The 22,789-nt window shown below is 63.5% G+C and carries 26 protein-coding genes; 12 read left to right on the top strand and 14 right to left on the bottom strand.

The genetic code is table 11. From position 1 onward, the window contains the following. Positions 1-8 precede the first annotated feature (8 nt). Entirely contained in the window at positions 9-326 is a 318-nt protein-coding gene (locus tag DPM33_RS32715) for a hypothetical protein (RefSeq protein ID WP_112101495.1), read from the bottom strand. 100 nt (positions 327-426) lie between these two features. Then, positions 427-2,304, bottom strand: a complete 1,878-nt coding sequence (locus DPM33_RS32710) for an ABC-F family ATP-binding cassette domain-containing protein (RefSeq protein WP_112101494.1) — start codon at positions 2,302-2,304, stop codon at positions 427-429. Here DPM33_RS32710 and DPM33_RS32705 point away from each other — a divergent pair. After that, entirely contained in the window at positions 2,303-2,680 is a 378-nt protein-coding gene (locus DPM33_RS32705) for a hypothetical protein (protein WP_112101493.1), read from the top strand. The two genes, DPM33_RS32710 and DPM33_RS32705, sit on opposite strands and share 2 nt — an antisense overlap. Before the next feature lie 375 nt (positions 2,681-3,055). Continuing rightward, complete coding sequence (locus DPM33_RS32700; RefSeq protein WP_112101492.1) at positions 3,056-3,256, top strand: hypothetical protein; 201 nt, start codon at positions 3,056-3,058, stop codon at positions 3,254-3,256. Here DPM33_RS32700 and DPM33_RS32695 read toward each other — a convergent pair. The 5 genes from DPM33_RS32695 to DPM33_RS36485 all read right to left on the bottom strand — a co-directional run bounded on the left by DPM33_RS32695 (position 3,241) and on the right by DPM33_RS36485 (position 6,493). Beyond that, positions 3,241-3,513: a hypothetical protein gene (locus DPM33_RS32695; protein WP_146770365.1), complete on the bottom strand. Its 273-nt coding sequence runs from the start codon at positions 3,511-3,513 to the stop codon at positions 3,241-3,243. The two genes, DPM33_RS32700 and DPM33_RS32695, sit on opposite strands and share 16 nt — an antisense overlap. A 22-nt stretch (positions 3,514-3,535) precedes the next feature. Next, complete coding sequence (locus DPM33_RS32690; protein WP_112101490.1) at positions 3,536-3,979, bottom strand: Ros/MucR family transcriptional regulator; 444 nt, start codon at positions 3,977-3,979, stop codon at positions 3,536-3,538. 354 nt (positions 3,980-4,333) lie between these two features. Next, entirely contained in the window at positions 4,334-4,546 is a 213-nt protein-coding gene (locus DPM33_RS32685) for a hypothetical protein (protein ID WP_112101489.1), read from the bottom strand. Beyond that, positions 4,536-5,660 (bottom strand): DMT family transporter, encoded by a 1,125-nt coding sequence (locus DPM33_RS37210; RefSeq protein WP_245442596.1) that lies wholly within the window; start codon positions 5,658-5,660, stop codon positions 4,536-4,538. The genes DPM33_RS32685 and DPM33_RS37210 overlap by 11 nt, the downstream gene beginning before the upstream one ends. After that, on the bottom strand, positions 5,660-6,493 hold the full coding sequence (locus DPM33_RS36485) for a hypothetical protein (protein ID WP_167449292.1): 834 nt from the start codon (positions 6,491-6,493) through the stop codon (positions 5,660-5,662). Before DPM33_RS36485 ends, DPM33_RS37210 begins: the two co-directional genes overlap by 1 nt. A 112-nt stretch (positions 6,494-6,605) precedes the next feature. Between DPM33_RS36485 and DPM33_RS32660 the strand changes: the two genes are divergently transcribed. Beyond that, the gene (locus DPM33_RS32660) at positions 6,606-7,574 is read left to right on the top strand and encodes a LysR substrate-binding domain-containing protein (RefSeq protein WP_112101488.1); all 969 of its coding nucleotides are present in this window, start codon (positions 6,606-6,608) and stop codon (positions 7,572-7,574) included. 291 nt (positions 7,575-7,865) lie between these two features. Here the strand turns inward: DPM33_RS32660 and DPM33_RS32655 are convergent, their stop codons facing one another. Further along, positions 7,866-8,048, bottom strand: a complete 183-nt coding sequence (locus DPM33_RS32655; RefSeq protein ID WP_112101487.1) for a hypothetical protein — start codon at positions 8,046-8,048, stop codon at positions 7,866-7,868. A 128-nt stretch (positions 8,049-8,176) separates the two neighbouring features. Between DPM33_RS32655 and DPM33_RS36480 the strand changes: the two genes are divergently transcribed. From DPM33_RS36480 to DPM33_RS32630, 5 genes are all read left to right on the top strand, one after another. Further along, entirely contained in the window at positions 8,177-8,344 is a 168-nt protein-coding gene (locus DPM33_RS36480) for a hypothetical protein (protein WP_167449291.1), read from the top strand. A gap of 36 nt (positions 8,345-8,380) precedes the next feature. Beyond that, on the top strand, positions 8,381-8,713 hold the full coding sequence (locus DPM33_RS32645) for a hypothetical protein (RefSeq protein WP_146770364.1): 333 nt from the start codon (positions 8,381-8,383) through the stop codon (positions 8,711-8,713). A 153-nt stretch (positions 8,714-8,866) separates the two neighbouring features. Beyond that, positions 8,867-10,948 carry an ATP-dependent helicase gene (locus DPM33_RS32640; protein ID WP_112101484.1) on the top strand — a complete coding sequence of 694 codons (2,082 nt, stop codon included), beginning with the start codon at positions 8,867-8,869 and terminating at the stop codon, positions 10,946-10,948. A gap of 105 nt (positions 10,949-11,053) precedes the next feature. Next, positions 11,054-11,335, top strand: coding sequence for a hypothetical protein (locus DPM33_RS32635; RefSeq protein WP_146770363.1), 282 nt, complete (start codon positions 11,054-11,056; stop codon positions 11,333-11,335). Between the two features lie 109 nt (positions 11,336-11,444). After that, the gene (locus DPM33_RS32630) at positions 11,445-11,747 is read left to right on the top strand and encodes a DUF982 domain-containing protein (protein ID WP_112101482.1); all 303 of its coding nucleotides are present in this window, start codon (positions 11,445-11,447) and stop codon (positions 11,745-11,747) included. Positions 11,748-11,810: 63 nt separating this feature from the next. On the opposite strand, the gene DPM33_RS32625 is transcribed toward DPM33_RS32630, so the two are convergent. The 4 genes from DPM33_RS32625 to DPM33_RS32610 all read right to left on the bottom strand — a co-directional run bounded on the left by DPM33_RS32625 (position 11,811) and on the right by DPM33_RS32610 (position 15,183). Then, the gene (locus DPM33_RS32625; RefSeq protein WP_112101481.1) at positions 11,811-12,626 is read right to left on the bottom strand and encodes a sterol desaturase family protein; all 816 of its coding nucleotides are present in this window, start codon (positions 12,624-12,626) and stop codon (positions 11,811-11,813) included. Positions 12,627-12,752: 126 nt separating this feature from the next. Beyond that, the gene (locus tag DPM33_RS32620) at positions 12,753-13,538 is read right to left on the bottom strand and encodes a GGDEF domain-containing protein (protein WP_112101480.1); all 786 of its coding nucleotides are present in this window, start codon (positions 13,536-13,538) and stop codon (positions 12,753-12,755) included. A gap of 269 nt (positions 13,539-13,807) precedes the next feature. Beyond that, the gene (locus DPM33_RS32615) at positions 13,808-14,485 is read right to left on the bottom strand and encodes a TrbL/VirB6 family protein (RefSeq protein WP_146770362.1); all 678 of its coding nucleotides are present in this window, start codon (positions 14,483-14,485) and stop codon (positions 13,808-13,810) included. Between the two features lie 185 nt (positions 14,486-14,670). Beyond that, a complete protein-coding gene (locus tag DPM33_RS32610) occupies positions 14,671-15,183 on the bottom strand; it encodes a DinB family protein (RefSeq protein WP_112101478.1) in 513 nt (170 codons plus the stop codon). A gap of 61 nt (positions 15,184-15,244) precedes the next feature. Here DPM33_RS32610 and DPM33_RS32605 point away from each other — a divergent pair, with 61 nt between their 5' ends. The 4 genes from DPM33_RS32605 (at position 15,245) to DPM33_RS32590 (ending at position 21,121) form a co-directional block, all read left to right on the top strand. Next, positions 15,245-15,937, top strand: coding sequence for a glutathione S-transferase family protein (locus DPM33_RS32605; RefSeq protein WP_112101477.1), 693 nt, complete (start codon positions 15,245-15,247; stop codon positions 15,935-15,937). A 216-nt stretch (positions 15,938-16,153) separates the two neighbouring features. After that, a complete protein-coding gene (locus DPM33_RS32600) occupies positions 16,154-17,218 on the top strand; it encodes a chemotaxis protein CheB (RefSeq protein ID WP_112101476.1) in 1,065 nt (354 codons plus the stop codon). After that, entirely contained in the window at positions 17,172-20,756 is a 3,585-nt protein-coding gene (locus DPM33_RS32595; RefSeq protein WP_112101475.1) for a CheR family methyltransferase, read from the top strand. The genes DPM33_RS32600 and DPM33_RS32595 overlap by 47 nt, the downstream gene beginning before the upstream one ends. After that, a complete protein-coding gene (locus tag DPM33_RS32590) occupies positions 20,753-21,121 on the top strand; it encodes a response regulator (protein ID WP_112101474.1) in 369 nt (122 codons plus the stop codon). The genes DPM33_RS32595 and DPM33_RS32590 overlap by 4 nt, the downstream gene beginning before the upstream one ends. 60 nt (positions 21,122-21,181) lie before the next feature. Here the strand turns inward: DPM33_RS32590 and DPM33_RS32585 are convergent, their stop codons facing one another. Together DPM33_RS32585 and DPM33_RS32580 are read right to left on the bottom strand one after the other, a co-directional pair. Beyond that, positions 21,182-22,126: a ketopantoate reductase family protein gene (locus DPM33_RS32585; protein ID WP_112101473.1), complete on the bottom strand. Its 945-nt coding sequence runs from the start codon at positions 22,124-22,126 to the stop codon at positions 21,182-21,184. 61 nt (positions 22,127-22,187) lie between these two features. After that, positions 22,188-22,388 (bottom strand): hypothetical protein, encoded by a 201-nt coding sequence (locus DPM33_RS32580; RefSeq protein WP_112101472.1) that lies wholly within the window; start codon positions 22,386-22,388, stop codon positions 22,188-22,190. Between the last annotated feature and the right edge of the window lie 401 nt (positions 22,389-22,789).

The following is a 22,789-nucleotide window of genomic DNA, read 5'->3' as shown; positions in this document are numbered from 1 at the left end:
TGATGATCTTATTTCCCGCGCAACTGAGAGCCTCTGGTTCCCAATGCTGAGAACCTTTTTGCGATCTCGTCAAAGAACAGCCGATGGTAATAAATGAACCGCTCGTCATCGCGATTGAATGGCTCTTGGGCACTAAGCTCGAAGTCAGCCTGGAACACGCCGTCTGCCAGCAGGTAGTTCGCCCCGTGGTCGGAACCAATCTCGATACGTCTCAAAATTTGCAGAGCGCGTTCGGCTGCGACTGGATCGAATTGGCGTTGGTGAAGACCGAGGAAAAAGCCGTCCTCGCGCGCAAACTCGTCCATGAAGTCATCGATCGCTGACATAGGCCACCCTGTTGCTGAGGGATGAGACTAGCCGGATGCGAGGGCAGCGTGTAGGGCCAGAGAAAATTAGCCGATCTCCCCTTGTGGGGAGATCAGCCCATCAGTCTGCGATCCCTTCCTCATACTCCGCCGACATCGTCAGCCACTTGTCCTCGTTTTGCGCCAGCGTGTGCGCAAGCTGCGAACGCTCCTTGGCCAGTCGTGTCGCGGTCGAAGGGTCCTTTTCGTAGATCGCCGGGTTGGCGAGCTCGTCCTCGATGAGGTCGATGCGCTTGCGCATGCGGTCCATCAGCGCCTCGGTGGCGCGGATTTCCTTGGCCAGCGGCTCCAGCGCGGCGCGGCGCTGCGCGGCCTCGCGGCGGCGGTCGGCCTTGGAGGCCTTGTCGGCTTCCTTCTGCTCGCGCCGGTTGGAGGAGACGCCGGTGACCAGGGTTTTATAGTCCTCGAGGTCGCCGTCATAGGGATTGACCGCGCCGTCCTTGACCAGCCACAGCCGGTCGGCGGTCGCTTCGAGCAGATGCCGGTCGTGCGAGATCAGGATGACCGCGCCGGGAAAATCGTTGAGCGCATGGATCAGCGATTCACGGCTGTCGATGTCGAGGTGGTTGGTCGGCTCGTCGAGGATGAAGAGGTTCGGTCCCTCGAAGGCGGACAGGCCCATCAGCAGCCGCGCCTTCTCGCCACCAGACAGGTCCTTCGCCGCGGTGTTCATCTTCTCGGTCGACAGGCCGAACTGGGCGACGCGGGCGCGCACCTTGGCTTCCGGCGCGTCCGGCATCAGCCGGCGCACATGCTCGTAAGCGCTTTCCTCGGGGCGAAGGTCGTCGAGCTGGTGCTGGGCGAAGATCGCCACCTTCAGCCCCGGCGCGATGGTCATCGAGCCGGTCTCGGCCTTCAGCCGGCCGGCGAGCAATTTGGCGAAGGTCGACTTGCCGTTGCCGTTGGCGCCGAGCAGCGCGATGCGGTCGTCGGCATCGATGCGCAGCGTCATCTTCTTCAGGATCGGGCTGCCCTCGGTGTAGCCGACATTGACGCCGTTCAGCGCCACGATCGGCGAGGCCACCGTCTTCACCGGCTCGGGGAAAGAGAAAGGCCGAACCGTGTCGTTGACCACGGCGGCAATCGGCTTCAGCTTCTCCAGCGCCTTCAGGCGCGACTGCGCCTGCCTGGCCTTGGAAGCCTTGGCGCGGAAGCGCTCTACGAACGACGCCATATGCTTGCGCTGCGCTTCCTGCTTGACGCGGCTCTTTTCCTGCAGCTCGCGCTGCTCGGTGAGCTGCCGCTCGAACTGGTCGTAGCCGCCGCGCCAGAAGGTCAGCTTCTTCTGGTCGAGATGAACGATCGAGTTGACGGCGCGGTTGAGCAGGTCGCGGTCGTGCGAGATCAGCAGAACCGTATGCGGATATTTGGAGACATAGTTCTCCAGCCACAGCGTGCCTTCGAGGTCGAGATAGTTGGTCGGCTCGTCGAGCAGCAAAAGGTCCGGCTCGGAGAACAGCACGGCGGCCAAGGCCACGCGCATGCGCCAGCCGCCGGAGAAGGACGAGGCCGGCCGCCGCTGCGCGGCATCGTCGAAGCCGAGGCCGGCGAGGATGGTGGCGGCGCGGGACTCGGCGGAATGCGCGTCGATATCGGCCAGCCTTGTGTGGATCTCGGCGATGCGATGCGCGTCGGTGGCGGTCTTTTCCTCCTCGAGCAGCGCTGCGCGCTCGACATCGGCCTTGAGCACGATCTCGATCAGCGGCTCCTCGGTGCCGGGCGCTTCCTGCGCCACCTGGCCGATGCGGGTGTTTTTAGGCAGGCTGATCGAGCCGGTCTCCGAAGGGAAATCTCCGGTGATCGCCTTGAACAGGGTCGTCTTGCCGGTGCCGTTGCGGCCGACGAGACCGGCTTTCGTGCCGGCCGGCAAGGTCAGCGAGGCATGATCGAGGAGCAGCCGCCCCGCCATGCGCAGCGAAAGGTCGTTGATGATAAGCATGAGCGGGCTTTTGCACGGGACGTCGGCGCTCCGCAAGAGCCAGGGCCTGGATGAGGCGCGGCGCGCGCGCTCACATCATCGGCAAAAAAAGTCCGATGGGCTGGAACCAGTTGCCTGCCGGAGCGTTGTGCGACCCGTGATCCGGCATTTCGCCCTCGCCTTCATCTTCTTCCAGGTCGCCACGACAGCAGCGCTGGCGACGCAGGTGGTGCTGTTCGAGGACGGAACGGCCGCGGTTGCTCCCGCCGCACTGTCCCTAAGTGACACGCAGGCGCAGCCGCTCACTCCATTTGGTGCGGGCAGGCTGGCGCCTGAGCACTTGTTGATCCAAATAGATTCCGGAAAAATATCTCGAGCGTCTTCTGTGACCGACTGAGAAGGCTGGCGCGGAAGCACGCCCGCCCCGCGTGAAGGCTACGCGCGAAATTCGCCGACCTTGTTGTTCCAGCCAGGACTAAGCGGCGCTCGCCACCAGCCTACCACCTTCGGCGATCAACATTCCCACGCGAAATACGAACCCGGCACGGCAAGACAACCGCAAGTTCGCCTTGTGGTCAATATTGATGCAGCAAGTGACGATGCCACCGAAAAAGGGCATCATGTCTATCGGGCAGAGCGTGATGCTTATCAAAAATTGATTTCAGTTTTTCTCATAAACCTGCGAGCTTGCAGAGGCGCCGTGAGTCGTGAGTGGGCGCCAACGATAACTTGGGACCAAGCAACTTGGCCCTCGACATGTCAGGAGCTCACGATGGGCGCGGCGGTCAACGATCAACGCACGCTGAGATATGTCGCGGAGATCACGCGCAAGCTGGCGAAAATGCTCTCGCGCACGCGCTACCAGATGCTCGCCTATCTTCTTGAAATGACGGCTGTCGAGGCGGAGAGCCTGGCGGACGAACAGGATCCCAAGCGCGCCCGGCAGGCGAAGCCGCCTCAGGCCCGCGGCTGACCGCCTGCCGTAAGGCGGTGCGGAACGGCGAGGCAGTTCAGCCTGTGTGTCTCGATGGCTGGCGGAGCGTCACATTCGACGATGGCGCGCTCGAACCGGTCGAGCGCGGCAAGCAGGTCGCCGGACGGCCTGCCCCTCGAAAACAGAATACGCCGCGCCTTGACGCCGCCAGCCGCGTCCACCGAGGACTGGGCGTACTCCCCGGCGCAGCGCGCCGAGGGCAGCCAGATGGTCGCGCCATGGTGTTGGCGCGACATCATCCGCTGCTGGCAGCATGCCTCAGGTCTTGGCCTTGCGCTTGCCTTTGCCCGCATCGCCGGCGGCCGGCTTGCGACCGAGGCCGGACGATTTGGCCAGCGCCGAGCGAGTGGCCGAATAGCTCGGCGCCACCATCGGATAGTCGGCAGGCAGGCCCCATTTGGAGCGGTATTCGTCCGGCGTCAGGCCATGGTCGGTCGAGAGGTGGCGCTTCAACGACTTGAACTTCTTTCCGTCCTCCAGGCAGACGATGTGATCGGGGAAGACAGAGCGCTTCGGATTGACGGCGGGCGTCAGCGCCACCGCCTCCTTGACCACGCTGCCGCCGGCGAGCTTGCGCACCGATGCGCTAACGCTGGCGATCAGATCAGGCAGGCCGGAGGCCGGGAGCGGATTGTTGCCGACATAGGCCGAGACAATGTCGGCGGTCAGCTCGATTGCAGTCTTGTCGTCGATGTTGGACAATTTTTTTCACCTTCTGCTGGTCGTCAAATCGCCAGCTCTTTTTAAGATTTTCGTCGGTGTATCGAATTGGACCTGTCCCCCAACGGACCGTCCATAGTCAGTAAAGCTACCAGACTCAATACAGGGCGATGTTTCTATGCGGACCGCGAACGCGCAAGTTAGGAATTCTAATAGCAATAACAAACGCTTTATAGAACAGGCAGCTCGCCTGGACGCGTAAAAAGCGCTATAGCACTTCGATTTATCGCGGAAGTTGCTGAAAAATCGAAGTTCAGGCCAAGTTCCGGCATCGAGACGATAATCCGCGACCGGATAATCGACCATGCGTGATTCGGCGACGCCATGGCAAATCGCTCATTCGGCGGCGGCGCCGCTCCTGATATCCGCCGCAGGCCTGTCGGCCAGGATTTCCAGCACGCGTTTCCAGCGCGCGCAGCGGCCGAAATCCTTCTGCTCGATGGCCCTTTCCGCCTTCATGGCCGCATAGAGCGGCGCCTCCGCGCCAAACTCCCTGACCAGCCAGTGCGCCTCCTGTCTGGCGCGGCGTTCGTCCTCGTCAACGGCCATTTTGTACATCGTCCATGATCTCCGTACCTTCGATGCCGACCGCGAGGCAGCTGCCGATGACGAGGACGGCGCCGGCAACCGCCATCATCGACAGGCTTTCGCCCGAGAGCGTCAGCAGAAACGTGGACGCGATCGGCGTCAGATAGGCGACGACCGCTATCCGGCCGCCGTCATCGAGCTTCGCGGCGCGTGACCAGAAATAGTAGCCGAACCCCATCGGTCCGGCGCCGAGATAGAGGCCAAGCAGAAGGTGCGCGCCGGTCGGGTGCACGACGCCGTCATGCAGGCACCAGGCGAAGGTGAGCGCCACGCCGATCAGCGCCGAGGGCAAGAGCAGGCGCTCCGGCGACACGGCAAGACGGCCGACGGCGAGCGAGTAGAAGGCCATACAGAGCGCCGAGCCGAAAGCGGCGAGGTAGCCTACGAGGCTGCCGCCTTCGAACCAGGACTGCGCGCGGCCGCCGGAAATGACCAGCGCCACGCCGACGAAGCCGACAGCCGCGGCCAGCCCGAGCAGCAGCGGGCGCCGCGGCCGGCCAAGCAGGATGACCGCCGCGGCGATCATCAGCGGCCAAGTATAGGCGACGAGGTTTGCCTCGATGACCGGCATCGACGCGAACCCGATATATTGCAGCACCATGGTGCCGACCAGGCCGAGGAAGCCGACGGCGTAGGCGAGCGCGGCATTCCCCTTCTCCCCTTGTGGGAGAAGGTGGATCGGCGCGAAGCGCCGAGACGGATGAGGGGTGTTGGAAGAAACTCCAGCGTCGGCGATCCGTCCAGCACCCCTCATCCGACCGAGCTTCGCTCGGCCACCGCCCGGGGGCGAGCCACGGGTCTCGCCCCGTCCTTCGGACCCCACAAGGGGAGAAGGGAAGAACCGGATCAGCGCAAACACGAGGGCCGCGCCGCAGAATTGCAGGAACTGCACTTGCGACACCGGATAGCTGGCCAGCAGCGTCTTGCCGACCAGGGCGTTGGTCGCCCACAGCGCCACGGCGCCGAGGGCGAAGGCCAGCGCCGCCCCGGGGGCGGCACTGGAGCGGCTTTTGCTTTCCGGCACGAGGCTCAGCGGCACTGGAGGTGGCTGGCGCTCGGCCCGATCATGGCTCATTACCACGACTCCCTTGCCCCGCCGGAAACCGCCTCCGCCGCCGGCTGCGGCACCGGATGCTCCTCGGCATGGCGGCGATAGGCGGGCAGTTGGTTGGTCCACACATCCTCGGCCAGCTCGTTCACCCAGGCGCGGTCCTGGTCGTTGTCGGCGGCGAGGTAGAACATGCGGTTGTCGTCGACATAGGGCTTGGTCGCCGAGCGCTGGTTGAGCACCAACGTGACTCGCTCGCCGAGCTGGATCGGCGCGGTGCGGTGAAGCACGCCGAGGAACTGGCCGAGCGTTGCGTAGTTCATCTTGTGATCGATGCGCATGATCTTGTTGCGCGGCAGGTCGCGGCCGGATTCGAGGATCGAGCGGCCGGTCTCGGAATCGTCGCAATAGATTTCCAGATGGCCGCCGATGAGCGGGTCGCTGATCGACAGCGGGATGAGCTCGGTCACCGGAACGCCATCGCAATGCCATTCGACCGCGCCGTCCCTGGGATTCATGAAGGTGACGGTCGAGCCGACGATCGACAGCGGATAGGGCTCGAGCTTGGTTCCCATCATGTCCGACAGCCGTTCCAGACGCAGCTTGTCGTGCAAAAGCTCCCTGATCTCCGGAATATAGCGGTCGGCGCCGGTGATGAAAGTGAGGTCGAGATGCTTGTGCACGGCATGGCTGGCCTTCAGTTTCAGAGCAGCTTCCTCGATGGCGGCAAGCAGAGCCGGGTCATAACCGTGACGATACTGGGCGACGCCGAACGTCGAGACTTTCCAGGCGGTCTCATGACCAATGATGGCCTCGCGACTCATTGCGCAACGCAGTTCGGGAATTGTGTTGGCGTTCATTCTATCTTCTCCAAGGTGGGGGCAACACTTGGTTAACAGTCATTTAAACGCCTCCCCCTGTAAATTTAGGAATGCTGGTGGTAGCGTAAGCCCAGCTTAAGGTCGAAACCCGGTGCGTCTGCTCAGTCAGGTCAACCTCAACTCGCTGAAAATCGTGGAGAGCGCCGCGAGGCACAGGAATTTCACGCGCGCCGGCGAAGAGCAGTTTATCACCGCTTCCGCCGTCAGCCAGCGGGTGAAGAGCCTGGAGGATCAGCTGCGCTTCAAGATCTTCGAGCGCGGCGGCAATGCGGTGTCGCTGACGCCGGAGGGCGAGACCTACGTGGCGCGCGTGCGCGAGGCATTGGAGCGGATCGTGGCGGCCAGCATGGAGGCAACAGGCCAGTCGCAGGCGCATGTGCTGCGGATCTGCGTTTTGCCGACCTTCGCGGCGCGCTGGCTGTTTCCGCGAATGTCGTCCTTCCAGCGGCAATATCCCGACATCGAGATGCGGGTGTCGACCTCCTACGCCACGCATGAATTCGCGACCTCGGAATATGACCTCGAGATACGCTATGGCGACGGCAATTTCCCCGGTCTCACCTCGGAATTGCTGTTCAAGGAAGACCTGACGCCGGTGTGCAGCCGCAAGCTGTTCCACGACGTGCTAGGCGACAAGCCGCTGTCGAAGGTGACGCCGGACGACCTGCGCTATTTCACGCTACTGCACTCCGACACCTGCACCCAGAACTGGCAGTCGTGGCTTGGCTTTGCCGGCGCGAGCTTCGTGCTGGGCGAGACCAGGAGCGTCTATTTCGATTCCTGCATGATGTCCTACGAAGCGGCCAATGCCGGCATGGGCTTCGCCGTCGCCAACCGCGCCTATATGGCCAGCGACATCCGCGCCGAACGGCTGGTGGCCCCCTTCGCGGTCCACCACCCCAACACGGCCGGCTGGTATTTCGTCGGCCCGCTCAAAGCGCTCGGCGCCCGCAAGGTGGAGCTGTTCAAACAGTGGATCATGGCCGAAGCGGCGCTGACGCAGCGCCAGCTGGACATGGAGATCGCCGACGTGCCGGTGAGGCGCTCGGCGCTGGCTTGATAAAACAGGGTCACGGACGGTCACTAACAAGTGGGCGGCTGTGACGAGGCTGGGTATCGCCCAGGATCATTGTTGTAGATTTCACACAATAGCCTCCATTCTGGGCGGCGTTTGGCAGAAATCCAGAGACTTCACGAGCTATCCCGCTGACCCAACGACCAGACTCAGCTATGGTTCTTCTTGCGGCGGGCCTGATTTTCCCGCTTGGCCGGCGCTATCGAGCTTCCTCCCAAGCAGCGCCGGCCTTCTTCGTTAAGCCCAACGCTCCCGCTGACCGAGCTCACCTTGCCCCTATTGCTTCGGGGGCGTTCCTTGCTGATCGCCGCCGGTGCTCGATTGCGGCACCGGGTTCTTGTCGACCTGCGGGCTCTGGTTGACTTCGTTGCCCGGCGCCTTGGTGGGCTGCACGCTGTTGTCGCAGGCGGCGAGCGAGAGCCCTGCCGCAACAGCCAGCAGCACAGGAAGCTTCATCATGGACGACCTCCGCTCGTTCGCCCCTTCCTCGTGAAAGGCAACGGGGCGCGGGCAATTTGGTTGCGCGGCGCGGGGAACCAACCGGCCGGCGTTCGGTTGAAACCACCGAACCGAACGAGGAAACGATCATGATACGCCTGCTGCTTACAGGTCTGTTCGCTTACACCGCTTATCGCGTCGCCGTGAGGATCATCGACGAGGTGCCGGGAGACGTCGCGCCGCTGGACATGCCCGGCGACGAGAGACGCGCGCTGCGGCGGCAATCGGCGGCGATGGGGGTGGAGCCGAGGCGGTAGTTGCTCGGGTCCCCCGCCTCGTGCCTAATTGCGGTTATGACGCAAGACGCAATCAGGGCGATACGCGCCATTACGCCGAGCTTGGTGGAAAACCTCGATCAGCAGCAGTTCGAAGCGATCGAGAAGCTCCTGTCTGCTCTGGTGTTGCCGCTATCGGAGGACGACGTGCGGGAGCTTGTGTCATTGCTGCCGGCGGACGGCGATACTGCATATGGCCTGAACTGGACCATTTTGCACCTGATCGAAGCCGCGCCAGGTTGGCCGCATTGGGAAGCATTGCAGTTTCAACAGGGCGAATGGATAGACAGACTTGCGCGCCGCCTTGCCAATGCCGGCATTAGTCCGCCGGCGCGGCCGACCCGAAACTGAGGCGACTTAGGCAAGCCACCGACCGCATTGCAGGACAAAGGTATTTGGTACGCCGGCGCAGTCCCCTCTCCGGCCGCTTCGCGGCCACCTCTCCCCGCTCTCGCGGGGCGAGGAAATTATTGCGAACAAAGCGGAAACGATGCTTGATGGGCGATGAACATCGCCGCTCGTGATTCGTCCTTCGAGGCGCCCGCCTATCTTGCCCGGCTGAATGACGAGCAGCGGCTGGCCGTGGTGCATGGCGACGGCAAGGCGGCGGCACCGCTGCTGGTGATCGCCGGCGCAGGTTCCGGCAAGACCAACACGCTGGCGCATCGCGTCGCGCATCTCATCGTCAAGGGCGCCGATCCGCGCCGCATTCTGCTGATGACGTTCTCGCGCCGCGCGGCGGGCGAGATGGCCAGGCGCGTCGAGCGCATTGCCGGCGAGGTGCTCGGGCGCGACGCGGCCATCATTGCCGACGCGCTCGCCTGGGCCGGCACGTTTCACGGCATCGGCGCGAGGCTCCTGCGCGACTATGCCGAGCAGATCGGCCTCGACGCCGCCTTCACCATCCATGACCGCGAGGATTCGGCCGACCTGATGAACCTCGCCCGCCACGAGCTGGGATTTTCCAAGACCGAGAGCCGCTTTCCGACCAAAGGCACCTGCCTGCAGATCTACTCGCGGGCGGTGAACGCGCAGGCGCCGCTGGGCGAAGTGCTGGGCTCCGCCTTCCCCTGGTGCGCGGCCTGGGCGGACCAGCTCAAGGAGCTGTTCGCGGCTTACGTGGAAGCCAAGCAGGCGCAGAACGTGCTCGATTACGACGACCTTTTGCTCTACTGGGCGCAGATGGCGGCCGAGCCGGAGATCGCGGCGCATCTCGGCAGCCGCTTCGACCATGTGCTGGTCGACGAATACCAGGACACCAACCGGCTGCAGGCCTCGATCCTGCTGGCGCTGAAGCCGGATGGCGCGGGCTTGACCGTGGTGGGCGACGACGCGCAGTCGATCTATTCCTTCCGCGCCGCGGAAGTGCGCAACATCCTCGATTTCCCGAAGCAGTTCGCGCTGGGCGCCGAGGTCGTCATGCTGGAGCGCAACTACCGCTCGACCGAGACGATCCTGGCTGCCGCCAACAAGGTGATCGGCGAGGCCAGCGAGCGCTTCACCAAGAATCTTTGGACCGAGCGCCGGTCCTCGCACAAGCCGCAACTGGTCAGCGTGCGCGACGAGGCCGAGCAGGCCAATTACGTCTGCCAGGCGATCCTGGCCGAACGCGAGGCCGGCACGGCGCTGAAGGCGCAGGCGGTGCTGTTCCGCACCTCGAGCCACAGCGGACCGCTGGAGGTGGAGCTGACGCGCCGCAACATCCCCTTCGTCAAATTCGGCGGCCTGAAATTCCTCGATGCCGCGCATGTCAAGGACATGCTGGCGATGCTGCGCTTCGCCGAGAATCCGCGCGACCGCGTCGCCGGTTTTCGCGTGCTGCAGCTGATGCCCGGCATCGGACCGTCCGCCGCCTCGCAGATCGTCGACGCCATGGCGACGTCGCTGGACGAGACACTGGGGCTGGCTCGCTTCCGGCCGCCGCAGCGCGCCGCGCAGGACTGGCCGGTGTTCCTCGACATCTATAGCGGCTTACGCGCCGGCCCCAAATGGCCGGCCGATCTCGAACGGATAAGGCTCTGGTACGAGCCGCATCTGGAACGCATCCACGAGGATGCGATCACACGCCGGGCCGATCTCATCCAGCTCGAACAGATCGCCTCGACCTATCCGTCGCGCGAGCGGTTCCTGACCGAGCTGACGCTCGACCCGCCCGACGCCACCAGCGACCAGGCCGGGCCGCCGCATCGCGACGAGGACTATCTCATCCTGTCGACCATCCATTCGGCCAAGGGCCAGGAGTGGAAGAACGTTTTCGTGCTCAACACCGTCGACGGCTGCATCCCCGCCGATCTCGGCGTCGGCACCAAGGAGGACATCGAGGAGGAGCGCCGGCTGCTCTATGTGGCGATGACCAGGGCCAAGGACAGCCTGCATCTCATCGTGCCGCAGCGCTTTTATCCGCACAACCAGCCGGCGCGCGGCGACCGCCACGTCTATGCCTCGCGCACCCGCTTCATCCCGGCTTCGATGCTTGCCGCCTTCGAGCAATCGTCCTGGGCGAGCGCGGCGCTCAAGGACGACCCGCGCCAGCGGCCTGGCGTCAAGGTCGACCTCGGCGCCCGCATGCGCGGCATGTGGAAATAGGCTCAGCGGCAACCAAAGGTCAGGATCGGCGTTGTTCGAAAGCGGTAGGTCTCCAAGGTCTGCTTGAGATCTTTTTGCTGAGATTGCTTGAAACGGGTCGCGACGATGGAACCGGCAACTGTGGCTATGATCCTGCTTTCCTGCGGCGCGCAGATGCAGGGCTGCCATATGGTGGACACGCGGCCAGCCATCTATGCCGGCATGGACCAGTGCATCGCCGCCCTCCCCGTTCGCCTCGAAGGCACGGGAATGATCGGCAAATGCCAGCCTGTGACGGGCGTCGCTCCGGGCAATCGGGTCGCCATGGTGCGCGTCACCAGGGGAAACGGCTCCGGCGCGATTTCGACAGACTACCTCGTGCAGCGCGTCGACGCAGGGACCGACTAGACACACAACATTGCCTTTTCAAACCCACGCTTGTGGAACCCGCGGCGGCAAACCGCGTTATTGGGCGTCCCACCATCCGCAAAGCCCCCGCCCAACCCAAGAGGCCCTAATGCACGACAGGATGTTCTTCACCCCGGTCGCCCTCAGCGTCGGCGCCGGCCACAAGCGCATGATCGCCTCGCTGTTCGAGATGCATGACTTCCTGACCGAGTTCCCGCCGTCGCGCCGGCGCCTCAGTTGTGGCGCTGCGGTGAAGGCCTGCGAGGCCGCGCGGAGCGGAGACATCCCGGCCGAGGCGGCGCGCGATGCGCTGATCACCTTCGCGGCGACGGCCGGCGTGCTGTGGCCTTCGGACCAGCCGGTCATCTCGGTCAAGCCCGTGGCGCGCGGGTATGGCGGCTTTCCCGCCTGATCTTACGGCAACAGATCATCCTCCCGGGAAAGCCCGCCTTCGAAGGCGGGCTTTTTCGTGCCGTCACTCCGGCTTGGCGGCTGCCGGCGCGGCTTCGGCGATCGGCGCGGATGGCTCGGCCGCCGCAACGAAGGGATAGACGAGCTGCTGGTGGTAGAGCTGCGGCACCGGCTCGTCGACACCGTATTTTTCCGGCATGCGCCGCGGCATGAACAAGGTGCCGGCGATCAGGTCGAGAATAGGCAGTTGCGCGGCGAAGTTCTTGTCGAAGGCCTGGCGTTCGTTGGCGTGGTGCCAGTGATGGAACTGCGGCGAGGCGATCAGCCATCTCAGCGGCCCGAACTTGATGCGGGTGTTGGAGTGGATGAACACCGACTGCCAGTGATAGACCAGCACGTAGATGAGCACCGCCTCGCCGGAAAAACCCAGCGCGAACAGCGGCAGGAACGATGCCGACTTGGTCAGGATCTGGTCGACCGGATGGACGCGGTGGGCGGCCAGCCAGTCCATCTCCTCGATCGAGTGGTGGATGGCGTGAAAGCGCCACAGGAACGGCACCGCGTGGAAAGCGCGATGGGCAAGGTAAAAGCCGATGTCGGCGACGAGCAGCGCCTCGACCGCCTGCAGCCACAAAGGTTGCGACTGAACAGCGGCGGTGAGCGCTTCGGGAACGAAACGCTGCACCACGAACATTGCCGCGCCGACCACCAGCAACATGCCGAGCTTGATGACGATGCCGTTGAACAGCAGATAGAAAACGTCGTTCAGCCAATGCCGGCGCGTCGCCGACTGCTCGGCATGCAGCGGCAGGAGCTGCTCCAGCGGAATGAAGATGAGGGCGATGACCAGCACCGCCTTGAAGTCGATAAGATCGAACACGGTCGCTCGCGGATCGGCTGAGGTCAGCCGCCGACACTAGCCGCCAAAGGATGAACGGACCGTTGATGGCCTGGGCATGCGCTGCACCCGCATGCCACGAAAATCCGGTGAGACTTTTTCGACCGCTTAGTGCACGGTGCCAGCGGCGTCACCGGCAAAGACGGCACGCGGGTTCTCGAGGCTCACCTGATCGCGGCCATTGGACTTGGCCTTGTAAAGATGGCGGTCGGCGACCTGGAACATGTCCTGGTAGGTGGTCGGCCCGCTGAAGGCGATGCCGCCGATGCTCACCGAAAGCGGGCAAGGCCGACCGCCGGGCGCAAATTCGGCCTCGCGGATGCGACGCCGGATGGATTCGGCGACCAGGAAGGAGCGCGCGGCGTCGGCGCCAGGCAAGAAGACAGCGAACTCCTCGCCGCCGATGCGCCCGACTATGTCGGCGCCGTGCAGCTGCCCCTTGATCGTCGCTGCGATCAACCGGAGCGCCTGGTCGCCGCAAGCATGGCCGAGGCGATCATTGATCGACTTGAAGTGGTCGGCGTCGACGATCAGCAGCGCGCCGGCATCGGCCACGGCCTGACCGCGCGCCTGGTCGAGATAGGCCTCGACCAGCATCGAGAAGGCGCCACGGTTGAAGACCGCCGTCAGGCTGTCGGTCGCGGCAATGACGCTGAGCTCCTTCTGGGCGATCGCCAGTTGGCGCATCTTCCACATCAGGAAGAACAGGAAAGAGCCGCCAAGGATAAGCGGCAGGAAAAGATCCGTCAGTTGCGCCCAAAGCAGCGCCTGCGGCGTCAGTGAGGGGAAATTGAAGGAATCGACGAAGAAGGCAGCGGCGATGAAAAAGGCGGTGCCGGCGGCGGTAACCACCACCACCCTGCCCCAACTCGTCGGGGACAAATCGATGCGCATGCCTTTGCTCCCGTTGCGTCAGGCCATCTTGCCGCGAGGAAGGCAAACGAACTGCTAATATACGCGCCAGTTCGGTAAACTTGGTTAATTCTCCTTCAGTGCCCGCCTACGTGGCAGACAACCGGAAAGCCCACCACGGATGTGGCGGGCTTTCCGACCGGCCGGAGGCTCTCGTCAGCGTGCCGCCGGCCCGGCCGGCGACACGTAGGAGAATGCCGCGGAACCCCACAGTTGGTCCGTCCGCCGAGACGTTGCCTTGCGGCCATGCATCAGCGACGCGAAATCATCAGGCAGAGCGCTCTCAGATCGGCATCATAGGTTCCTTCGCTGGAAAGCACATCGACGCAGCGTTTCTTCATGCGCATCAGCTTGTTGCCCGTCATCTGGGCAAGAGCGGCCGAAGGCTTGGGCCCGGTAGTGACCGAAGTGCCGGGGGTAACCGGAACTCCCGAAGTGCTTGGTATGCCGGCACCAACACCGGCGGAAGCACCAAGCGTCCCAATACCGACATTGGCGCCGCTGGTGCCGATAGAGGCCGTGGCTCCGGTGTCGGTCCCGCCCAGGGACACCGCCGTATCCGCTGCCTGGTCGCCACCAAGCGAAACGGCACCGTTGGCACCGCTGGTTCCGCCGATGGAAGCCGTCGCGCTGGTGCTGCTTCCGCCAAACGAGGCGTCCGCATCGGCGCCGCTCGCGCCGCCAGCGTTGGCGCTGGCTCCATTACCGCCGACCGATACGCCGCCGAGACCACCCAGCCCAAGACTGGCAGCATTTCCTGGAACCGCCAAAATAGCGACAATCGCTCCGCAAGTAAGGACTCTATGCAACTTTCGAATGATACTTGGCATGATACTTTCCTCCTTAGATAGTATATGCTGCACTGCATCACACGAGCATTGCGTTCTCTTGTTAACGCTATGCGCATACATATCTACGCTGAAAGCCATTCCTCAGTTTCAAACATGAATTTGCAAGAATATTTTTTAGTTTCTATTGATATACCGAATTGTTAAATAGATTTTCGACTTTTCGTCGATATTTAAATAAGCAGAGCAACCAGGAAACACTTCTCGCAACGAGCGCCAGTCGCATGAACCCGCGCCAGAAATGCGAGGGTCCCCGGAGCGACCCCTCAGGCGTAGGCGCGGCCTTCCTCCGAGCGCTGGAACAGCACCAGGTCGAGCGGCACCGAGGGCCGGCCGAGCACGGTGAGGCACATATGCGCCTGGCCGCGATGATGGGTCTGGTGGTTGAAGAAGTGGCTGAGCGCCGGCGCCACCCGCTGCGAGACGGTGCGCATATCGGTCAGCGTCATGTAGGAGAAGCGGCCGGCGAGCGCCTTGTCGCTCATGCCGCCGACCCAATCGGCAATCCTCCTGTCCTCCGCCTCGCGTGCCTGCCGCAGGACGGACAAAGCGCGGTGGAGGATAGCGGCGGTGTTGGAAGGCGCGTCGCCCTCGCCGGTGAAGCGCTTCATCCAGACGCGGTCGACGGCAAGCAGATGGTTGAGGGTACCGAGCATCGAGCCGAAGACGGCGCCGACGTCGCGACCGAATTCCTCATCGCTCAGATCGGCGGCGGCATCGTAGAGACGGCCGTTGGCCCATTGATTGTAGGCCGCAAACATCATGAAATGCTGCTTCATTCTTCCCACCCGGCTAAACCCGAATCCGGGCCCTTCGTAACCCGCAGCAACGGACCCGCCAATGACCATTCTGCTCTACGACCTCGTCGGCCACGACGCCGCACGCCCATTCAGCCCGCATTGCTGGAAGGCCAAGATGGCCTTGGCGCACAAGGGCCTCGCCGCCACCAAGGTGCCGACGCGCTTCCTGGAGGTGCCCGAAGTCGAGGGCGGCGCGTCGAAGACGGTGCCGGTGATCCGCGACGGGAACCGCGTCGTGGTCGATTCCTTCGCCATCGCGCTCTATCTCGACGAAGCCTATCCGGATCGGCCGACGCTGTTTGGCGGCGAAGGCGGCAAGGCGACGGCGCGCTTCATCGAGCGCTGGTCGCAGTTCACCATCCATCCCTATATCGCGACGGTGGCGCTGACCGGTCTGCATGCCATGCAGGACGAGCCGAACGCCGCCTATTTCCGCGAAAGCCGCGAGCAGCGATACGGCAAGCGGCTGGAAGATGTGGTGGCCAACCGCGATGCCGGGCTCTCGGCCTTCCGCGCCGCGATGGAGCCGCTGCGCTCGACGCTGACCTACCAGCCCTTCATCGGCGGCGAGACGCCGCTGTTTGCCGATTACATCGTGTTCGGCGCGCTGCAATGGGGCCGCATCGCATCGCCTTTCCAATTGCTCGACGACAGCGACGGCATCGCCCGCTGGTTCGAGCGCTGCCTCGACCTGCATGGCGGGATCGGCCGGCAGGTCGCTGCGGCGGCGTAAGCGGCCAATCTTCCCGCTTGAAACAGAGGTCGCCAGAAGCGACAGGGGTGCCGCGCGTGAGGTGCCGATGCCTTCCTCGCGGCGAAGGACAGCGTCGGCATCCGCTAGCGGCAGTGGAACATTGCGAGCTTTGCACGGTTAACTGACCGGCCGGGTCGCTGGCACCAGAGCGCTCGATGCCAAGGAAATCGCTTCCGTTGGAGGTTCGTTCGCAGAATGGATACTTCCACAGGTCGATCAAAGCATTCCAACAAGCACAACATCGTCGTCATCGGCGCGTCGGCGGGCGGCATCGAGCCGCTGAAGCAGATCGTCAGCGATCTGCCAGCCGATCTGCCGGCGGCCGTGTTCGTCGTGGTCCATATCGGCCAGGTCAGCTATCTGCCTGAGATTCTCGACCGCGCGGGTAGGCTCGACGCCAGAGTTGCCCGGAACGGTGCGGAGTTCGGGACGGGTTGCATTTATGTGGCGCCGCCCGGCCTCCACCTTCTCCTTCATGACGGCCATATGCTGTTGCGACGCGGTCCGCGTGAAAACCTTGCCCGGCCCGCCATCGATCCCCTGTTCCGCTCGGCAGCACTGAGTTACGGCGCCTGCGTCATCGGCGTGCTGCTGTCGGGTTCACTTGCCGACGGCACGGCCGGCATGAGAGCCGTCAAGGCCGTCGGCGGACTGGCGGTCGTACAACACCCGAGGGATACGCTGGTGCCCGCGATGGTGGAAAGCGCGCTGCATTATGTCGATGTCGACCACTGTCTGCCCGCGGCGGAGATAGGCCCTTTGCTGGCCAGGCTCGCGGCCGAGCCAGCCGGCGAAACCTTCGCCGCACCGCCAACCCTCAGATTGGAAGCGGCGGTCGCCGCGCAGGAGCATTCGACCATGCAAGATGAAGATCGACTTGGCGAACTGTCGGTGTTTACATGTCCGGAATGCCACGGACCGCTGTGGGAGATCGAAGACGGTGACATGCTGCGCTATCGGTGCCATACCGGGCACGCCTTCACCGGCGACACGGTGATGGAAGCGCAGGCGATCGAACAGGACGAAATCTTATGGAGCCTGCTGCGCTCACATCAGCAGCGGGCGGCCTTTGCCAGACGAATGGCGGAGCGGGAGCGGATGAAAGATCGCTCCAAACTCGCCGCGGAGTTAGGCAGGCGAGCCAAGGACTATGAATCGGATGCGGCTCTCATAGAGCGTATTCTCGAGACCAGGCGGGCACAGGCAACAGACGATGGCTCAGTCAGCGCGGAAGGCAAGGGTCAGGAAAGCGCGAACTGAGGGAGGCACCGCGGCCAAGGAGCCCCTGCCCTTCCCGATCATCGGCATCGGCGCATCGGCCGGCGGCATCGGGGCGCTGCAGACATTTTTTCCGGAAGTTCCGGCTGACAGCGGCTTTGCCTATGTGGTGATCCAGCATCTCGACGCCGAGCACGAAAGCGTGCTCGCGGACATTATCCAACGCTGCACCGCAATCGACACGCAAAACGCCGCGGAAGGCCAGGAAATCGAGCCGAACAATATCTATGTCACCCCTCCGGGAGTCTCCGTGACGATCGAGGACGGGCGCTTTCGCGTCGCCAAGATGGCCACGACGCGCGCCAAACGGACGCCGATCGACGATTTCTTCACCTCGCTGGCGCAGGGGCGAGCCGAGAATGCCGCTGGCATCATCCTTTCCGGAACGGGCAGCGACGGTACCATCGGACTGCGCGCGATCAAGGAGCGCGGCGGCCTGACGCTTGCGCAAGAAAGCGCCGAGTATGACGGCATGATGCGCAGCGCCGTCCAGAGCGGCATGATCGACATGGTGCTTCCGGCGGAGGAAATGGCCGCCAAGCTGGTCGGTTACTTCCGCCACTTCAGCCACACTGAAGGCGAGCGCGACCGTCGCAAGCGCGATGTGGCCGAGCAGTTGTCGCGGATCGCGGCACTGCTTCGCGTTCGCACCGGCCATGATTTCAGCGGCTATAAGGACAACACCATCCTACGGCGCATCCAGCGCCGCATGCAGGTGCTGCAGATCGACGACCCGACCGTCTTCTACGAGCGGTTGCGCGACGAGCCGCAGCAGGTGGATCTTCTGTTCCAGGACCTGCTGATCGGCGTCACCAGCTTCTTCCGCGACCAGCATGCCTTCGAAGGACTCGAGCGCTTCGTCATCCCCAAGCTTTTCGAGAGCCGCAAGCCGGATGAGACGATCAGGGTATGGGTGCCGGGCTGCGCCACCGGCGAGGAAGCCTATTCGATCGCCATGCTGCTCAAGGAGCGTGCGCCGCGGGGTGCTGCCTCGCCCAACCTGCAGATCTTTGCCACCGACATAGACGAGCGCGCGCTGGAAGTGGCCCGCGCCGGCCGCTACCCGTCGACGATCGCGACCGACGTGACGCCGAAGCGGCTGAAGGAGTTCTTCTCGCGCGAGGACGGCACCTATCGCGTCGCCTCCGATCTGCGGGAAACCTGCCTGTTTTCGACGCATAATCTGTTGCGCGATCCACCGTTCTCCAAGCTCGACCTGATCGCCTGCCGCAACCTTTTGATCTATATGGGGCCGGAGCTTCAGGAAAAGATCGTCCCGATATTCCACTATGCGCTGCGCAACAACGGCTTCCTGTTCCTCGGTTCCTCCGAGAATGTCACGCGCCACATGCGCCTGTTCTCGACCATCGACAAGGCAAGCCGCATCTTCCAGAAGCGCAGCGGAGCCGCCATGCAGCGGCTGCCGGAATTCCCGCTGGCGGCCACGGCCAGGCAGGCGCCCGCGCTTGCGCGCCGGGGAGCGCCGGCGGCGACCCTGCGGGAAGTTGCCGAGCGGGTCCTCGTCGAGCGCTACGCGCCCGCCTACGTGGTCATCAACGCCGACGGCGAAGTGATGCACAGCTCGGGGGGCACGGGAAAATATCTCGAGCTCGCCGCCGGCGCTCCCGACCACAACGTCTTTTCCATGGCGAGGCGCGGGCTGCGCATGGACCTGAGGGCAGCGCTCCACAAGGCGGTCAGCACCGGACAGGTGGCAGTCCAGAACAAGATCAGCATCGGCACCAATGGCGGGCGTCAGACGATCAGCCTGGCCGTTCAGCCGCTGCCGGCCGACGGCACTTCCGACCCGCTCTACATGCTGGTCTTCCGCGATGTCGGCGGCATAAAGCCGGAGGCCGAGGATGAGCCGGTCCACACCACGGACGACGTCGAAAGCGCCAATGTCAGCCAGCTCGAAAAGGAGCTGAGGGAAACCAGGGAGCGGCTGCAGATCACGACGGAGGAGCTCGAATCCTCCAATGAAGAGCTGAAGTCCTCGAACGAAGAATTGTCCTCGATCAACGAGGAGCTGCAATCCTCCAACGAGGAGCTGGAAACCTCGAAGGAGGAACTGCAGTCGATCAATGAGGAACTGCAGACCGTCAATGCCGAGCTCAACATCCGCGTCGATGAGCTCAGCCGCGCCAACAACGACATGGCGAACCTGCTCGAAAGCACGCAAATCGCGACCGTCTTCCTCGATCGGGACCTCTGCATCAAGAGCTTCACGCCAACGGCGCGCGACCTGTTCAGACTGGTCGAAAGCGATGTCGGCCGGCCGCTCGCGCATGTGCGCCCGCGCTTTCCCGCCGACGGTCTGCAGACCGATATGGAGCAGGTGCTGCACAGGCTCGGCACGATCGAGCGGCAGATCGGGGGCGTCGACAACGGCATGCGCTACATTATGCGAGTGCTGCCCTATCGGACGGTGGAAAATGTCATTGCCGGCGTGGTCGTCACCTTTGTCGACGTCACCAAGATCGCGCAGGCGGAAGAAAGGATCGGCACGCTTTCGCACGATCTGCGCAACCGCGTCGAGAGCCTGGAGACACTGCTCGACCTGGTGCCGGTGGGCATCATCATCGCCGAACAAGCCAATGGTACCATCCGCGCCAACCGCCGCGCCGTGGAACTCGCCGGCGGGGACGCCACGGATGGCAAGCTGGCGTCGGCCGCCCTATCGCTGATGTCGAACGGCGCCGCGGTGCAAACCGAGGACCAACCCCTGCAGCAAGCGATGCGAACGGGCAAGCCGATCCGCGCCTATGAGGCGAGAATCGCGCGGGCGGACGGCAGCAGCGTCGACGTTGCGATATCGGCAAATCCGCTGTTCGATGAATCCGGCAAGGTTCGTGGCGCTATCGCGACCCTGGTCGACATATCGAGCCACAAGGAAGCCGAGCGCAGCAAGGAAAGGCTGCTGCACGAGTTGCAGCACCGCGTGAAGAACATCCTCGCCACGATCACCGCGCTGGCCTCGCGCATGATCCGCTCGTCAGGTTCGATCGGCGAATTCTCGACCTCGTTCCAGGAGCGATTGCACGCGATGGCGCGGACGCACGAGGTGCTGTCGTCCTACAACTGGGGCGATGCCGACCTCGAGCAGCTGCTGCTGGCGACGTTTTCTTCCTACAGCAGCGCGGAACGCCAGGCCGTTGTTGTCCACGGCCGGCCGTTCCAACTCGAGGCAGCCACGGCGGCAACGCTTGGCATGGTGCTCTTCGAGCTTGCCAGCAACGCCGTCAAATATGGAGCGCTTTCCGTGGAAAACGGCCGCGTCGAAGTCTCCTGGGATGTCGTGAAACCGGGCATATTGTCGATCGTCTGGAAGGAGACCGGCGGTCCAGCCGTGAAGGAGCCATCGCGCAGAAGTTTTGGAACGACTTTCATCCAGCAGAGTTTAGAGTACGAGTTGGGCGGAACTGTCGTTTTGGACTTCAGACCCTCCGGCTTGGAATGCACGCTTGATATCCCCTTGCCGCGAACGGAAGCCTTCGGCCTGCTGCCAGGCAAAGAATGAACAAGAGCACCCCATTGTCCGGCCTTCGCGTCCTCGTCGTCGAGGATACTTTTCTCGTTGCGCTCGATCTATCCGACGAACTGACCGAGGCAGGGTGCGATGTCGTCGGGCCTGCATCCTCCGTCGGACAGGCCTTGGAGGAGATCGACGGCGTCGACCTGGACGGGGCGGTGCTGGACGTCAATCTGAATGGCGAGCGGAGCTTTCCGCTGGCCGAGCATCTGGCCGCCCGCGACGTCCCTTTTGTTTTCCTCACCGGCTATGACAGCGCAACGGTCTTTCCCGATCAGTTTCAGGATACGCCGAGACTGTCGAAGCCCGTCGATACCAGGGGGCTGATCGAGGCGGTCGCGCGGTTTCGGTAACGGCGGGAATTTCCCGACGCGCGCCAAGGCCTCAATGCACAGACCGCGCCGACTGTGAAGCTATGCAAAGCGGCCGGCTGCCAGCCTCTGCTCGTAGGCTTTGAGGTGCGTGTATGCGAGCAAGAGCGTTTGCGCATCCACACCAGCGCCCCGTGCCTTCTGCAGCATGAAGCCGATGATGTGGTCCGCCTCGGTTCGACCGCGCCGCTCGACATCGCGCAGCATGGACGTCGTATAGAGGGAGTCGCGCTGTGCGAACGTCTTGCGATACGTTTCGATGAACTCTTTGCTCGGGCGAAAACCCTGGGCGGCGGCGATATGGCCCATGGTGTCCAGCAGGCCGAGAAATATCTTCTCGCCGTCAGGGGTCCGCACGATCTCGCCGACATTGGCCCGCATCAGGCAGGTCATGGCGGCGGCGGTCGCAAGGTGGACCAGCTTTTCCCACATCCGCTGCATGATATCGGCGACGGCATGAACCTCGACGCCGCGCGTCTTGTCGAACAGGGCTTTCAAGACCCCAACGCGATCGGACATCTCTCCCGATTGCTCGCCGAATGTGATCGAGCGCCAGTCATTGAGTTGCCGGACGACACCCTCGTCCGTCAGGGCGACCTGTATCCTGGCCGATCCGCCGAGTACGCGGTTCCGGCCGAAAGCCTCGTTCAGGATATCGATATGCGCCACGCCATTGAGCAGCGGCAAAACGAAGCCGGATGATGCGAGCGCCGGCGCGATCGTCCTGATGGCATCGTCGAGATCATAGGCCTTGCAGGTCAGAATGATGGCGTCGTAGCCGTTCTCGACATCCGAAGCCAGGATGGTCCTGGCGTCCAGATCGGCATTTCCAAATTGGCTTTCGATCCGCAGGCCGCGCTCATCAAGGACCCTCCGACGTCCCTCTCGCACGAGAAAGGTGACATCGGCTCCCGCTTCGGCGAGGCGGCCGCCGAAATAGCCGCCGATGCCGCCAGCACCAAGAACCAGTATCCTTGGATCAGTCATTGCCGTTTCATACAGCATTTGGGGGAGCACGTCCCGTCGAACTGGCCGAGACATCACGAAGTCACTTCGCCGCGTCCTTGTCGACCAGCCTGACGCAGATCGGGTCGCCGTCGTCCATGCGCGCGCATTGCCATTCGGGGCCGAAGCCGAAATTGTGATCGCGCGGCGGCAGGGCCAGCAGCAAGAAGGCGATCACGGCGCACATCAGCGCCATGAGGACGATGCCCGCAATGTCGCCGCGTCTGAGATAAGGCCAGTTCATCGCCTCGGGCTCCGCCGCCGCGGCGCTCCGGGAACCAGGCGCCCGAGGCGCATGCAGCCGTCTAATTATCCCGCAAACAGGCCGCCTTGACCAGAAGCCGCCTCCCCTGTCGGTAGCTAATCAAGTTGTCCGGTTTGGTAGCACGTCATTTGTCCGCTTCAGTTTTGCGTCGAAGCGGTTCACGCAGCTCTGCCGATTGAGCATCCGTCCAGGATTGGTGCGCCATCTGAGGTGTATGTGGCAATGCGGCGCGGTCCGTGGAAGATTGCGAGTGTTCCGTCAGTGTATTGCCTGACCTTGACGGTGGCTTTGACGAAGTGGTGTCGGATCGGGCTTTGCGGCAGTTGCAATCTGAGCCGCGCGAAGGCGACGGTATTGTCGCGGGCAACGACACGCTCTTC

The sequence above is a fragment of the Mesorhizobium hawassense genome, from assembly GCF_003289945.1.
Taxonomy (GTDB): Bacteria; Pseudomonadota; Alphaproteobacteria; order Rhizobiales; family Rhizobiaceae; genus Mesorhizobium; species Mesorhizobium hawassense.
Note: the sequence above shows the minus strand (reverse complement) of the source record. Positions and strands in the feature narration are given on the sequence as shown.